This window comes from Pseudomonas sp. URMO17WK12:I11 (assembly GCF_007677725.1).
GTDB lineage: Bacteria > Pseudomonadota > Gammaproteobacteria > Pseudomonadales > Pseudomonadaceae > Aquipseudomonas.
This window is the reverse complement of the sequence record NZ_VEDF01000004.1, coordinates 100,404-113,541: the sequence shown is the minus strand read 5'-3', so window position 1 is coordinate 113,541 and position 13,138 is coordinate 100,404. Positions and strand designations below refer to the sequence as shown.

Below are 13,138 nucleotides of genomic sequence, written 5' to 3'. Positions count from 1 at the left end.
TCCTGAATCAGCTACCGCCACCTGCTCCGCCAGAGCCGCTGCCGCCAGCGCCGCCCATGCCGCCGCCAGTGCCAGTGCCGCTGCCTGTCCCGGTACCGCTACCTGTGCCCGTACCGGTACCGGTACCGCCAGAGCCACCCATGCCTGAGCCGCCCATGCCCGAGCCAGTACCGGTGCCATTGGTGGTGCCGTCGCCGCCTGTACTGTCGGTGCCATTGGTGCCGGTGCCTGAACCGCTCTCCATCCCGGTACCAGGGGTGCCAGTGCCGGTGCTGCTGCCAGTGCCCGAGCCGTTCATATGGCCCGAGTCATGGGTTTGTGTGCCGGGTGAGCGCTGGTCGTTCATATCCGTGGCCGCAAGCGCGAGCGGCGCGCTGGCGCCCAGGCACAGCGCAAGCATCAAGGTGTGTGGCTTCATCATCTTCATGGTGTATCTCCGTTTTTACGTTGAACACAATCTGTTCGGCCCAGACTGCTGGCTGATGTGCGATGGGATCGACGAACGGACTCTTCGCGAGCGCGGCGGATAGCTGGGAGCTGACATTGATAGTTGCCGATGAACCCGCGCCAATATCTGGCACCCCGGTCCTTCGCGCGTTTCGTCAGGCGTTGGTAAATCGGGTGAACCCCACGGCGCTTGGCCCCGGTCAGTCTTTTTACACAGACCAACCTGTGTTAACGACTGAGGTGAATGATCATGGCTAACAACCAAGACAACCGCGGTAATCAAGGCGGCAGTGCCAACTCCAATCCAGGCAACTTTGCCAATGACCGGGAGAAGGCGTCCGAAGCCGGCAAAAAAGGTGGGCAAGCTTCTGGTGGCGGCTCACACAGCCAAACCAGCGGCTCGTCCAAAGGCGGGCAAGGCAGTGGCTCTGGCGGCAACTTCGCCAATGACCGGGAAAAGGCCTCCGAAGCTGGCCGCAAGGGCGGCCAAGCCAGCCACGGCGGCGGGCGCAAGAGTGATGACAACCGCTGATCTTCGATGAAAACGCCGGGACGGTAGACACCGGCCCGGCGTCTGATGAGGAATTTGCCTATGTTCATGCATAACAAGCGACTGCAATACACCGTACGAGTGGCCGAACCCAATCCGGGATTGGCCAACCTGCTTCTTGAGCAGTTCGGCGGACCGCAAGGCGAACTGGCCGCAGCCATGCGTTACTTCACTCAGGCGGTCACCGAGGACGATCCAGGTCGCAAAGACATGCTGTTCGACATCGCCACCGAGGAACTCAGCCACCTGGAGATCATCGGTTCGATCGTGGTGATGCTCAACAAAGGCGCCAAGGGCCGTATGGCTGAAGGTATCGATGCCGAAGGCGAGCTGTATCGCTCATTGACCGGCGCCGGTAACGATTCGCACATCACCAGCCTGCTGTACGGCGGGGGTGCGGCGCTGGTCAATTCTGGCGGCATCCCTTGGACGGCAGCGTACATCGATACCATTGGCGAGCCCACCGCTGACTTGCGCTCGAACATAGCGGCCGAAGCGCGGGCCAAGATCGTCTATGAACGCCTGATCAACGTGACGGACGATCCGGGCATCAAGGACGCGCTGGGTTTTCTGATGAGCCGAGAAATTGCCCATCAGATGTCTTTCGAGAAGGCATTGCACTCGATTCAACCCAACTTCCCGCAAGGCAAGCTGCCGGGCGACCCTGAGTTCAACCGCACTTACTTCAACATGTCCCAGGGTGAAGACGTGCGTGGCTCCTGGAATGAGGGTCAGGACTGGGTCTATGTCGAACAGCCCGAGCCTGCGGTAGATGGCGGTGACGGCATGGCCACGGTGCAGCTCGATGCCGAATCGGCGGCGACGGCTGAGGCCATGAAGATCCGGACCATGTCCAATCCAGAGGCACAACCGATGACTGGCGCCGAGTTAGGCAAAGTCAATGGTGATCAACCGCTGTAACCCCTATCCCGCAGCGGCTCGACTACCCGCTGCGGGTCCCTCTTTCACCCTCAAGCGTTCCGGGCATCGACACCTTCTCGGCTTGCCGTCGTCACAATGGCTTCCTGCGGCAAGGCCGTGACTTTGATTGCCCGCACTGGGACTGCAAACTTCGCGCCGATCTTGGAGAAACGTTCGAGCAAGCGGAAATTGATCGCCTGCTGAATATCCATGTACAGGTTGTAGCCTGGGTCCTGGACGATATACACGCACTCGAACTCCAGCGCCTCCTTGCCAAAGCCGCGCAGGTGCGCACGGTCGAAGCGGGCCTGGTCCTGTGCTCTGATCGCCTCCTCGACGATCGCTGGGGCCTTTTTCACAGCTTCTGTCGGCGTGTCATAAGACAGGCCGAACTCGAAGACGATGCGTCGCTCCTGCAAGCGCTTGTAGTTCTGGATGGTGCTGCTGATCATGCTGGCATTGGCCATGACGATCTGTTCGCCGCCAAGGCTGCGAATGCGCGTGGTCTTCAGACCCACATGCTCCACAGTGCCTGCCAGCGGGCCGATGACGATGAAGTCGCCGACCTCGAACGGCTTGTCCACGGCAATCGACAACGAAGCGAACAGGTCGCCGAGAATGTTCTGTACCGCCAGGGCTACCGCGATACCGCCGACGCCCAGACTGGCGACAAAGGCCGTGATATTGACCCCGAGGTTGGACAGCATCGCCAGCAGCACCACTGACCACAGCAGCACGCGCGCGCCCCACGCCGACAGGGTGGCCAGGGCACTGCCCTGGTTCAGGCCTTCGGCGCTATGGCGAGCGAAATAGCGATTGAGCCCCAGGCCAATGGCGCGGTTGGCCCAAAGACCGATCTGCAACGCAGCGACTACGAACCATAAACTGCCGACTCGGGTCAGCCAGCGCTCGGGCAGGTCGAGCATGCTCAAGCCAACCAGCAGCGAGGCGAGGAACAGCAGAAAATTGCTGGTGCCCGAGAGCACCTTGACCAGCACATGGCTCATGGCACCGTCATGCTCCGACCAACGCCGAACCCGGCGTAGCAGAAAACTGATCACGGCGCGCGAGACCAGGAACGTGACGATGGCGACGGTCAGTGCGAGCAGCAAATTGAGGATGGAAATACCGAATACGGTGGTGTCGGTAAACAATGCAATGATGCGGTCATTCATGCGGGGCGCGCCTCCTGGTTGCGTGAAGTGAAGTGCATGTCCTGAGTGGGTGACGTTCGTGGATTACCGTAGATCAATCGAATTGCGCAGCTGGCCGGCTGTCTGTTCGCGGCAATCGATTTCGACCGTACAAGGTTATGAGTCCTCTACCGATAACAACCCCGTGGAGGACTCAAGCGATGAAAAGACGAGGCCTGACCTACCATCAGTGGCGCGAATCGATCCTGCCAAGCCAGACCCATGAAGAAACGCTCGCCGACGGCACGAGCCTTGAGGTGCAGACGCGGCTCTCGCGCACGGGGGCGACGCAGTTGTTCATCGGCGTGTACCGAGCCGATGGCACGGTATGGGTCGAGCGGGCCTACGCCCAGCGCCCGGGTGAAACCATGAGCCGGGCGCTGGTATGGGGCGTGGGGTATGCCAGGCGCATCGCTCTGCAGCTCGAGCCTGGTACGGCGCAGACAGCGGGTCATTGAAGCATTCAGCCGTCCGACTGCTCCTCAGGTGGCACTTGCCCTTCAGGCCATTCGGGCGCCTCAGGCTCTGCCTCAGGTTCAGGTGCTGGCACAGAATCGCCTGGGTTGTGTGGCACGTTGTCGACGTAGGGGTCGGGATGGTTGGGATCGATCATGGACTTGTCCTCTTCGTAAGTGATTCGGCAGTCGTTACATAGGTGGGGCAGTCGATCGACCTGCCTGTTCAATCCGATTGCCAATTGAACGCCCGGCGGCGCCAGCGACTCCACTGCAGCAAAGACTCTTGGAGGCCCCACGATGATCCACCTTGGCTGTGCAGGCTGGAGCGTCTCGGCTGCCATGGCCGAGCAGTTCGCCAGTGCGGGCAGTCACCTGCAGCGCTATGCGCTGCGCCTGAATGCAGTAGAGATCAACAGCTCGTTCTACCGTCCCCACCGACCGCAAACCTACGCGCGTTGGGCGGCATCGGTGCCAGAGGGGTTTGCTTTTGCGGTCAAGATGCCCAAAGCCATCACCCACGAACGGCGCCTGATCGAGTGCGAAGCGGCGCTCGATGATTTCTTGCACCCATGCACGCAACTCGGTCAGCGCCTGGGTTGCCTGCTGGTGCAATTGCCGCCGTCGCTGGAGTACCACACAGTCACTACCCGTAAGTTCTTCGAACAGTTGCGTCGGCGCCATCAAGGTGCAGTGGCCGTTGAGCCCAGACATCCCAGTTGGCAGGCGGCGCAAGCGATGCTCGATGATCTGCACATTGCTCAAGTAGCGGCCAGCCCGTCGCGCTTCGATACCGATGCCCAGCCTGGTGGCTGGCCTGGGCTGGTGTATTGGCGCCTGCACGGAGAGCCGCGGATTTACCACAGTCCTTACCCCGAGACTTACCTGAAGCGGCTGGCTCAAGCACTGCGGCGCAGCAGTGATGCCGGTGTGCCGTGCTGGTGCATATTCGACAACACCGCCAGTGGTGCAGCCTTGGCTGACGCCCTGGCACTTGAGCGGTTGCTTGCGCAAGGCGTCAGCCAGATTGATTGAACCTCCGGCGCGTGCTGCTTGCCCACTTAATGGACACAAGCGTTGATCACCGTCACCAACAGGAGGGGTTTCATGCCCAATGCAGCAGGCAAGATTCGCTATGGCGTAGTGGCCGGAGGCTCGATTTCCCAAGGGGCATTCATGCCCGGTATTGGCCAGACCGACAATTCGGTCATCACCGCCCTGGTCACCGGCGATCCACAGAAAGCCACGCAATTGGCCGGGCAGTATGGCCTAAAGGCCTATGCCTACGAAGACTACGCGGCGCTGCTGAGCGCTGGTGAGATTGATGCAGTGTACGTGGCCACGCCCAATTTCAGGCATCGCGAGTTCGTCATCCCGGCCTTGGAGGCGGGCATCCATGTGCTGCTGGAAAAGCCCATGGGCACCCGTGAAGCCGATTGCCTGGCGATGATCGAGGCGGCCAAACGCAGCGGCGCGAAGTTGATGATCGCCTATCGCCTGCACTGTGAGCCGGGAACGCTGGACATGATCGAACGCGTGCATGCCGGCCACTTCGGTGACCCGCGACTGTTCACATCGATTTTCACTCAGCGCGTCAAGCCGAGTAACCATCGTGCGCAAGACGGCTTCGGCGTCGGCCCGGTTGCGGACATGGGGCCTTATCCACTGAACATGGTGCGCCAGTTGTTCAATGCCGAGCCGATCGAAGTGTCGGCGGTGGGGGTGCGCTCGCCAGGCAGCACCATGGACACCTGGGACACGGTCACCGTCAGCTTGCGTTTTCCCGAGGAGCGCCTGGCGCAGTTCACCGTCAGCTACACCTTGCCTGACACCGAGCGCTTCCAGCTGTTGGGCAGCAAGGGGGAAATCGAGGCGTCGCCTTGCTTTGGTTACGGGGAAGGGGTGGCGATCAGTTATCGTGCAACCATCGACGGCGAGACTCGCGTCCACGTCAACCCAGTCGTGGACCAGTTCGCGGGTGAAACAGCGTATTTTTCCGATTGCATTCTCAATGGCCAGGACCCAGAGCCGGATGGTGAAGAGGGCTGGCGCGACGTGCGCGTGGTTGCGGCAATTGAGCGGGCTTTGCAGACAGGCCAGGCCCAGCAGCTCGAACCCTTGGCCCCTCGGCCGTTTGCGCGTCGCCGCGAACAGCGCCGGGCATTCCCGCTGGCTGACGTGCCGCCGATGATCGCTACCGAGTCGCCTACCGAGTAAGCGATGAACCAGCGCGCCTGGGCAGGCGCGCTGGCCGTGGTCAGGCCGCGCGTTGCTCACCTTTGAGCAGTTTCTTCTGCGCTTCCATGGCCAAGCCCATCTCGTCGAGTTGTTGCTTGCCCAGCAGTTTGCGGGCAGTTGGGAACAGCTCGCTTTCTTCTTCTTCGATGTGATGCTCAAGCAGCTCTTTCATCACTTTGACTCGGCCGGCGAATTCGACGGTACCGGTTTCGGTTTCCAGCAGGTCGGGAATCACCAGCGAGTCCACGGTGCGGTGTTCCTCCTTGGCCTCGTAGTACATCTTCTCTTCTTCCTTGCCACCGGCCTGCTTGATCGCCGGGTACAGGATCTCTTCTTCCAGCGCTGTGTGGATGCTGACCTCCTGCTTGATCCGGGCCAGCAGGTCAGCGCGTTTTTTTACCGCACGCTCTGTGGTCGAGGACAGCTCCTCGAGCAGTTTCTTCACCAGTTGATGGTCCTGTGTCAGCAAATCGATCGCGTTCATGGAGCACCTCTTCATGGGCTGGAAAAAATCACGGTTGCCAAGCATTGAGCGTGGGGCAAACGGCATGGTTCAAAACAGCTGATCAGCGTATCGGTACGCAGCCACCCAAGGCCAGGGCTGCGCGTAGCGCAGCCAGATGAGTGAGGCCTTGCGGCAAGTTGCCAAGATAGTTGCCGGTGCCGGGGTCGATCATCTCGGCATAGATGCCCACGCCGTGACGCAAACCTTGCAGCGCCTTCAGGTAGTCGGTCTCGGCGCGTGAACGTTCGCCCAGCACTGCCCAAGCTTCGATGAGCCAGAACGTGCAGGCGAGGAAGCAGCCTTCTTCCTCGGCGGCGCCGCTGTAGCGATAGTGGAACGCCCCGGCAGCAAGCTCTGCCTGAACTGCCTCCAAGGTACTGCGCAGCCGCGTCTGATGCGGGTAGCCAAAGCGCACGGCCAGGGTGATGGAAGCGTCCAGCCGGTCGCTGCCGGGGTAGAACAGGTAGGCCTGGCGCGTCTCGCTCCAGCAATGCTGTTCGATCCACTGTTCGACACGAGCACGCTCGCGCTCCCAGCGCTCCCGGCAAGTGGTCGGCAGATGGCCGCCGTCAGCCAGCTCGATCGCCCGGCTCAGCGCCTGCCAGCAGCTGATCTTGGACATCGTGTAGTGCTGCGTTTGCGGCAATTCCCAAATTCCCGAGTCAGGCAGACGCCAGTTATCGGCGCACTGGTCGGCCAAGCGCGAAAGAATGCTGGCGCTAGGTGCGTCGAGAATATTGCCGCTGTCGATGAAGCAGCGCGCCGTTTCGAAGATATCCCCGAATACGCCGTGTTGCAGCTGATCGCGAGCATCATTGCCGACGACCGGCGGGGAGTGCTTGTAGCCAGGCAAATCCACCGAGCGCGTACAATCGCCAACGGCGCCGGCCAGGGTATAGAACACCTGAGCGCCGTGTTCACCGAGCCGCCGCAGCAGCCAGGTGAACGCGGCCTTGGCCTCCGGTTGGGCACCGATGCCGAGAAACGCTTCGATGGTGTAGCTGGCGTCGCGAACCCAGGCGAAGCGGTAGTCGTAGTTCTTGCTACCGCCGATGCGTTCTGGCAGCGAAGTGGTTGCGGCGGCCATTATTGAGCCGCTGGGTGACGACAACAGCAGCTTGAGGGCCAACGCATTACGCACCACCAAGGCCTTGTACGGGCCCTCATAGATCAAGCTCTGCGACCACTGGCGCCACTCGCGGTCGGAGCCGTCGATGCGCGCGTCGACCAGGCTCAGAGGTGGCACCACCAAAGGTTCGTCTTGCCCGGCGATCAGCGCCAGCACGGTGCGTTGCCCGGCGCTGACGACCGCGCGGGCACGTACACCCATATCGTCCTTGCGCTCCACGTGCAACTGCTGATCGTGCAAGAACATGCCGAGTATCCGTCCGGCATGGAATACGCAGCCGTTGTCGTTGGGCGCCAGGTAAGGGCTGACCGTGTCGGCCTGAGTGCCAAAATCGATGGCGATGTCGAAGGCGACCTGGCCTTCGATACCCTCGAGGCGCCTGGCCAATTCCGCCCAAGGCAGCCGTCCCGCAGGGCCGCTGTTGAGCGATTCGGTCAAACGCGCGCGACCGTGATCGGTGATGAACACGGTCTCCAGGACGTTGCTGTCAGGCAGGTAGCGCCGCTCGGTCGTGTAGGGCTGGCTCGGGGTGATGGCGAAGAAACCACCCGTGCGCGGAGACAGCAGCCGGTCGAACAACGGCGGCGAGTCCATGTGCGGGACGCACCACCAGTCGATCGAACCGTCCAGACCGATTAACGCCACCGAGCGGCCATCGCCTAGCGCTGCATAGTGCTCCAATAGTAGCCAGCCGCCATCGTCGCGCTGAGGTTCGCCGTGTTGCGGGGAGTCCATCCAAGGGTGATTCATCGTAATGCCTGCGCGACCAATTGTCCTGTTGGGACTCATCGGTGGCGCGTGGAGTTCGGCAAGCACAGCTGCGCTGGGCGGGGGCATGACCAATTGGTCAAAATAACTGAATCTTTTGCTGCATTGCCTGCTCCATTAGCGTGAATTGATGGAGGTGTGACCAATGGCAGGACAGCAGTTGTACGTTATCGAGTATGAACTTCGCGGTGAATTTCGCACGTTCATCATCCGCTTTGAGCGTATGGACAACGCCGAGGCGTGGCACTGGGCCAGCTGCGATGCGGGGGTCGGAATCATTCCGCGCTTCGGCCAGCACAAGATCAAGAAGGTCAGCCGTCCGATGGCCGAGCGCTATGGCCTGGCCAATGTGCGCTGGCGGGTGTCGGGCCAGGGGCCGGAGTTCGTTGCACCGCCGATCGATGTGAAGAAGTTTTCCACTGCCGCGCCAGAAGCATGAGCGCGCAGGGAAGTAAGTTCACCTGAACTTTGTGCGCCGCGCAGGCTTCCCTAGTAGTAAGGGGCCGCGTCGTCCAGCGGTCCATCAACTGGTGAAGAGGAGTGGCGGTCATGACTGAGCCTGTGACGTATTTCTGGATCGCGGTGGCCGCGATCATTTTGCTGGTCGATATATGGGCCATCGTCAGCGTGTTTCGCAGTGACAAGTCTGAAGCAACCAAGGTGCTCTGGGCCGTGCTGTTACTGGCGTTGCCGGTGGTTGGACTGGCGATCTGGGGGATCATGGGACCGCGAGGAATCAAGCGCGGGACCGGTCCGTCTTCACCTGAACACAGCAAAGGCTAGGAGTCCGCGAGCATGTCGAGCAAAGATCAGCAGAAAGTGGTGGAGCAGGCGAAAACCACCGGGGAGCAGGAGCGTGACAATGACGCCGAGCGCCCGGATGGCTCCGCAGGAACCGCGCGCGACTCCACTGCCCAGCAGGCCGCCCGTGGCAAGGGGCAGCATAAACCTTGATTGAAGCGGGGCCGCGTTGCGGCTCCAGCCTTCGGTCAGTGAACTCAGGAGTCAGTTGCGTGCCGCGCATCATCACGCCCACCACGCCCGAACATGAAATTACCGAGCACAACGCACGGATGTTCGGTTCGCCCAAAGAGCGGCTGGATTTCTATCGCAGTGAAATTCAGTACGAAACGAGTATTCTGGCCAACCGTACCGATGCTTATCTGGCGGCGCAGTCGTTTCTGGTAATTGCCTTCGTTTCGGCCATGAGCAACCTGAATCAGAGTTGGGGCGAGATGTTCACCCTCGTGGTCCCGCCGTTTCTGGCGCTGTTGGGTGTGTTGAGTTCGCTCAACGCCTGGCCTGGCATTCGCGCGGCCTACAAGATCATCGAGCACTGGCAGCTCAAGCAAAGCAACCTGCTGCGCAGCGAGCCGTTGATGGGCCTGGCTTATGATGAGTCGCCGCTGTTCAGCGAGACTGAAACCTCACAAGCCGGGCATCGCAAGTCGTTGTTGTTCTCGCTGCGCACGCCCTGGATCTTCCTGGTGTTCTGGGTCGTGCTGGGCGGCTATGCGGTATTCATACAACTGGCCTGAAGACCTGCCTGCGCAGAGCCAGCCTTCAGGCCGATGTTCACGCGCCTGCTAGGGCAGCGGCGCATCGCCGCCCATAGTGCCCGCTGCTGCACCCGGAACAAGTATTACCTTGCGACAGTTGTCACGCTTCTGGTCGAACATCTTGTAGCCCATTGCCGCTTCCTCGAGCGCCAGGCGGTGGGTGACGATCAACTCTGGCTGCAAGCGTCCGGCTTCGATATGTTCGAGCAATTCAGGCAAGAACTTCTGCACGTGGGTCTGACCCATCTTGAACGTAAGGCCCTTGTCGAAGGCGTCGCCGAACATGAAGGCGTGGATGAAGCCCGCGTATACACCCGGGACGCTGACTACCCCACCCCGGCGCACAGCAGCGATGCTCTGACGCAGCGCCTTGCCGCTACTGCCCTCGATCTTCAACGCAGTCAGTACCGACTCGGTGGTACTGCCCTTGGCTTCGAAGCCGACCGCATCGATGACCGCATCGACACCGCGCATACCCGGCGTCAGGCGAATGATGCTGTCTGCCGGGTCGTCATCTTCGTCGAAGTTGATCGGCACCACGCCGTAGGCATCACGGGCGTAAGCCAGGCGGTGCTCGTTATCATCGACCATGAAGATCGTCTGGGCGCCGAGCATGCGGGCGCAGGCGGCGCTGAGCAGACCCACTGGACCGGCGCCATAAATCGCGAGCTTGGAGCCTTGCCCGACCTGGGCATTGGTCACCGCCTGCCAGGCGGTGGGCAGGATATCCGAGAGAAACAGCACTTTGTCGTCCGCCAGCGAGGTGGGCACCTTGAACGGGCCTACGTTGGCCTTTGGCACCCGCACGTAATCGGCTTGTCCGCCAGGTACGCCGCCGTAGAGGTGGCTGTAGCCGAACAGTGCGGCACCCGGGGGCACCGCTTTCTTGTTGATGATCGCGCCGCGGCCAGTGTTGGTGGTTTCGCAGGCAGCGAACTGATCGAGCTGGCAGAAGAAGCAACTGCCGCAGGCGATGACGAATGGGATCACCACGCGATCACCGACTTGCACGTTGGTGACGCCGCGGCCGGTCTCCTCGACGATGCCCATGAACTCATGGCCAAAGATATCGCCTGACTCGGTCTGCGGAATCTTGCCGTGATACAGGTGCAGATCGGAGCCGCAAATGGCGGTAGCGGTCACTCGCAAAATGATGTCGTCGTCAGCCTGGATCTTCGGATCAGGTACGGTGTCGACCCTGACATCCTGGGCGCCGTGATAGGTCAAAGCTCTCATGGACTGATCTCCTGCAGTGCGTGTCGGTTTAGACAGTGTATGCAGGGGAAGGCATTTGCGAGGGTAAAGTTCAGGCGAACTTGGCCAATGGTCAGGGCCGGTTCGCGAGCCTGTCGCCGAGGCGGCCTCGCACCGGCCATGGTTCGGCGGTGCGCAGGCCAGGCCCAGGCGCAAGCGCTAGGCGTTTTCAGCTTCCAGGCGCTTGAGCAGCGCCTCGGCCACCGCCTGTGACGAAGCAGGATTCTGTCCGGTGATCAGATGCCCGTCTTCGACCACATAGCTGGCCCAGTCGGCTGCCTTGGAGTAGTCGCCGCCCTTGGCCTTGAGCATATCCTCTACCAGGAAGGGCACGATCTCGGTCAAGCCCACGGCCTGTTCTTCAGTGTTGGTGAAGCCGGTTACCCGCTTGCCCTTGACCACCGGATGGCCATCAGGCGCCATGACGTGCTTGAGCACGCCAGGTGCGTGACACACCGCCGCTATGGGCTTGTTGGAGGCGTAGAAGGCTTCGAGCAAGGTCTTCGAGTCAGTGTCTTCGGCCAAATCCCACAGCGGCCCGTGGCCACCGGGATAAAACACTGCATCGAAGTCGTAAGGGTCGATTTCACCCAGGGGCACGGTGTCGGCCAGGGCCATCTGGCCCTCGGTATCGCTGGCGAAGCGCTTGGTAAACTCGGTCTGGGCATCGGCTTCGTCGCTCTTGGGGTCCAGCGGTGGCTGACCGCCCTTGGGCGAGGCCAGGGTCACGTCGGCGCCGGCGTCGAGAAACACATAGTAGGGTGCCGCGAACTCTTCGAGCCAGAAGCCGGTTTTCTTGCCGGTGTCACCGAGCTGATCATGTGAGGTAAGCACCATCAGGATTTTTTTCATGCGAGCCAGTCCTCCAGATGTGGAACAACAGGGCGCCGTTCGCCCTGCATGAAGATGGGAGGGCAGGGCGCCGCGGCGGTTCCATGATTCGCACGCAGCCTCTGCGGACCCTTGCTCCAGGGGCGACGCTTGCACGCATCGAACCAGCATTGCCGGCAGTGCCACTCAATAGTCACAAAGCTGTAACACAGCTGCTGCAAAGTGTGCCGGCCATCACACGGAGCGCTTTTCCCATGATACGCCTGATGAAGTCTGCTGCACTTGCCGTTGCCGTTTCGCTGAGTGCCACTTCGGCCTTCGCCGCTGAGAACGTACGCTTGACCGGTTCCGGGGCAAGCTTCCCTGCACCGATCTACCTGACCTGGTTCAAGGACTTCAGTAAAAAGACCGATGGCGTCACCGTCGACTACCAGTCCAAAGGTAGCGGCGCCGGTGTTCAGGACTTTCTGAACAAGACCGTCGATTTCGCCGCCAGCGACTCGGCCATGAGCGAAGCGGACATCGCCAAGGTCAGCGAAGGTGTGCAGTTGCTGCCCATGACCGCAGGCGAGATCGTCCTGGCTTACAACTTGCCAGGCAACCCGAAGGGCCTGAAGCTGCCGCGCGAGGTGTATTCGAACATCTTCCTGGGCAAGATCACCCAATGGAACGACCCGAAGATTGCCGCCGCCAACCCTGAGCTGAAGCTGCCGGCCATGCCGATCACCGTCGTCGTGCGCGCCGACTCCAGCGGCACCAATGCGGTCTTCACCAAGCACCTGTCGGCGATCAACCCTGACTTCAAGGCTGCGCTGGGCGAGGGCAACACCGTGAACTGGCCGGCCACCGACAAATTCATCAAGTCGCCCAAGAACGACGGCGTGACCGCCACCGTGCGCCAGACGCCGGGCGCCATTGGCTACATCGAATACGGCTTCGCCAAACTGGCCAAGGTGGATTTCGCGCAGTTGCAGAACAAGGCCGGCCACTACGTGGTGCCGAATGCCGAAAGCGGCGCCGAGGCGCTCGCTGCAGTGCAGATGCCGGAAAACCTCGTCGCCACGCTGCCGGACCCGGAAGGCGCCAAGTCCTACCCGATCACCTCGTACACCTGGATGATCTTCCGCAAGGACAACGGCAACCCGGCCAAGGCCAAAGCCATGCGCGACATGGTCGAGTACAGCCTGACCGAGGGTCAGAAGATCGCCGACTCGATGGGCTACATCCCGCTGCCACCGTCGGTTGTCGAGCAAGTGCGTAAAGCGTCGCAAAGCATTCAGTGATACCT

Annotated in this window: 17 protein-coding genes; 10 read left to right on the top strand and 7 right to left on the bottom strand. The window is 61.3% G+C overall.

Translation table 11 applies throughout. The annotated features are described in order from the left end of the window. Positions 1-7 precede the first annotated feature (7 nt). Positions 8-427, bottom strand: coding sequence for a hypothetical protein (locus FS665_RS09280; RefSeq protein ID WP_145186713.1), 420 nt, complete (start codon positions 425-427; stop codon positions 8-10). Positions 428-697: 270 nt separating this feature from the next. Here FS665_RS09280 and FS665_RS09275 point away from each other — a divergent pair, with 270 nt between their 5' ends. Next, positions 698-979, top strand: a complete 282-nt coding sequence (locus FS665_RS09275) for a general stress protein (RefSeq protein WP_145186710.1) — start codon at positions 698-700, stop codon at positions 977-979. Positions 980-1,039: 60 nt separating this feature from the next. After that, positions 1,040-1,918: a manganese catalase family protein gene (locus FS665_RS09270; RefSeq protein ID WP_145186707.1), complete on the top strand. Its 879-nt coding sequence runs from the start codon at positions 1,040-1,042 to the stop codon at positions 1,916-1,918. Between the two features lie 50 nt (positions 1,919-1,968). On the opposite strand, the gene FS665_RS09265 is transcribed toward FS665_RS09270, so the two are convergent. Then, positions 1,969-3,093: a mechanosensitive ion channel family protein gene (locus FS665_RS09265; protein ID WP_145186704.1), complete on the bottom strand. Its 1,125-nt coding sequence runs from the start codon at positions 3,091-3,093 to the stop codon at positions 1,969-1,971. A gap of 179 nt (positions 3,094-3,272) precedes the next feature. Between FS665_RS09265 and FS665_RS09260 the strand changes: the two genes are divergently transcribed. After that, on the top strand, positions 3,273-3,569 hold the full coding sequence (locus FS665_RS09260) for a hypothetical protein (RefSeq protein ID WP_145186701.1): 297 nt from the start codon (positions 3,273-3,275) through the stop codon (positions 3,567-3,569). Between the two features lie 5 nt (positions 3,570-3,574). On the opposite strand, the gene FS665_RS23400 is transcribed toward FS665_RS09260, so the two are convergent. After that, a complete protein-coding gene (locus FS665_RS23400) occupies positions 3,575-3,724 on the bottom strand; it encodes a hypothetical protein (protein WP_178108319.1) in 150 nt (49 codons plus the stop codon). A gap of 142 nt (positions 3,725-3,866) precedes the next feature. On the opposite strand from FS665_RS23400, the gene FS665_RS09255 reads away from it, so the two are divergent. Then, the gene (locus tag FS665_RS09255; protein WP_145186698.1) at positions 3,867-4,601 is read left to right on the top strand and encodes a DUF72 domain-containing protein; all 735 of its coding nucleotides are present in this window, start codon (positions 3,867-3,869) and stop codon (positions 4,599-4,601) included. A 72-nt stretch (positions 4,602-4,673) separates the two neighbouring features. Next, positions 4,674-5,783, top strand: coding sequence for a Gfo/Idh/MocA family protein (locus tag FS665_RS09250; RefSeq protein ID WP_145186695.1), 1,110 nt, complete (start codon positions 4,674-4,676; stop codon positions 5,781-5,783). A gap of 40 nt (positions 5,784-5,823) precedes the next feature. Here the strand turns inward: FS665_RS09250 and FS665_RS09245 are convergent, their stop codons facing one another. Together FS665_RS09245 and FS665_RS09240 are read right to left on the bottom strand one after the other, a co-directional pair. Further along, complete coding sequence (locus FS665_RS09245) at positions 5,824-6,288, bottom strand: hemerythrin domain-containing protein (protein WP_145186692.1); 465 nt, start codon at positions 6,286-6,288, stop codon at positions 5,824-5,826. Between the two features lie 82 nt (positions 6,289-6,370). Then, on the bottom strand, positions 6,371-8,173 hold the full coding sequence (locus tag FS665_RS09240; protein ID WP_145187627.1) for a glycoside hydrolase family 15 protein: 1,803 nt from the start codon (positions 8,171-8,173) through the stop codon (positions 6,371-6,373). A gap of 178 nt (positions 8,174-8,351) precedes the next feature. On the opposite strand from FS665_RS09240, the gene FS665_RS09235 reads away from it, so the two are divergent. From FS665_RS09235 to FS665_RS09225, 4 genes are all read left to right on the top strand, one after another. Continuing rightward, positions 8,352-8,645 (top strand): DUF6555 family protein, encoded by a 294-nt coding sequence (locus FS665_RS09235; protein ID WP_145186689.1) that lies wholly within the window; start codon positions 8,352-8,354, stop codon positions 8,643-8,645. 110 nt (positions 8,646-8,755) lie between these two features. Continuing rightward, complete coding sequence (locus tag FS665_RS09230) at positions 8,756-8,989, top strand: PLDc N-terminal domain-containing protein (protein WP_145186686.1); 234 nt, start codon at positions 8,756-8,758, stop codon at positions 8,987-8,989. 12 nt (positions 8,990-9,001) lie between these two features. Beyond that, positions 9,002-9,160 (top strand): hypothetical protein, encoded by a 159-nt coding sequence (locus FS665_RS23395; protein ID WP_178108318.1) that lies wholly within the window; start codon positions 9,002-9,004, stop codon positions 9,158-9,160. A 59-nt stretch (positions 9,161-9,219) separates the two neighbouring features. Next, the gene (locus tag FS665_RS09225) at positions 9,220-9,744 is read left to right on the top strand and encodes a hypothetical protein (RefSeq protein ID WP_145186683.1); all 525 of its coding nucleotides are present in this window, start codon (positions 9,220-9,222) and stop codon (positions 9,742-9,744) included. 48 nt (positions 9,745-9,792) lie between these two features. Here the strand turns inward: FS665_RS09225 and FS665_RS09220 are convergent, their stop codons facing one another. Both FS665_RS09220 and FS665_RS09215 read right to left on the bottom strand, forming a co-directional pair. After that, positions 9,793-11,001: a zinc-dependent alcohol dehydrogenase gene (locus FS665_RS09220; RefSeq protein WP_145186680.1), complete on the bottom strand. Its 1,209-nt coding sequence runs from the start codon at positions 10,999-11,001 to the stop codon at positions 9,793-9,795. 177 nt (positions 11,002-11,178) lie between these two features. After that, complete coding sequence (locus FS665_RS09215; RefSeq protein ID WP_145186677.1) at positions 11,179-11,871, bottom strand: type 1 glutamine amidotransferase domain-containing protein; 693 nt, start codon at positions 11,869-11,871, stop codon at positions 11,179-11,181. 233 nt (positions 11,872-12,104) lie between these two features. Between FS665_RS09215 and pstS the strand changes: the two genes are divergently transcribed. Beyond that, complete coding sequence (gene pstS, locus FS665_RS09210; RefSeq protein ID WP_145186674.1) at positions 12,105-13,133, top strand: phosphate ABC transporter substrate-binding protein PstS; 1,029 nt, start codon at positions 12,105-12,107, stop codon at positions 13,131-13,133. Positions 13,134-13,138 lie beyond the last annotated feature (5 nt).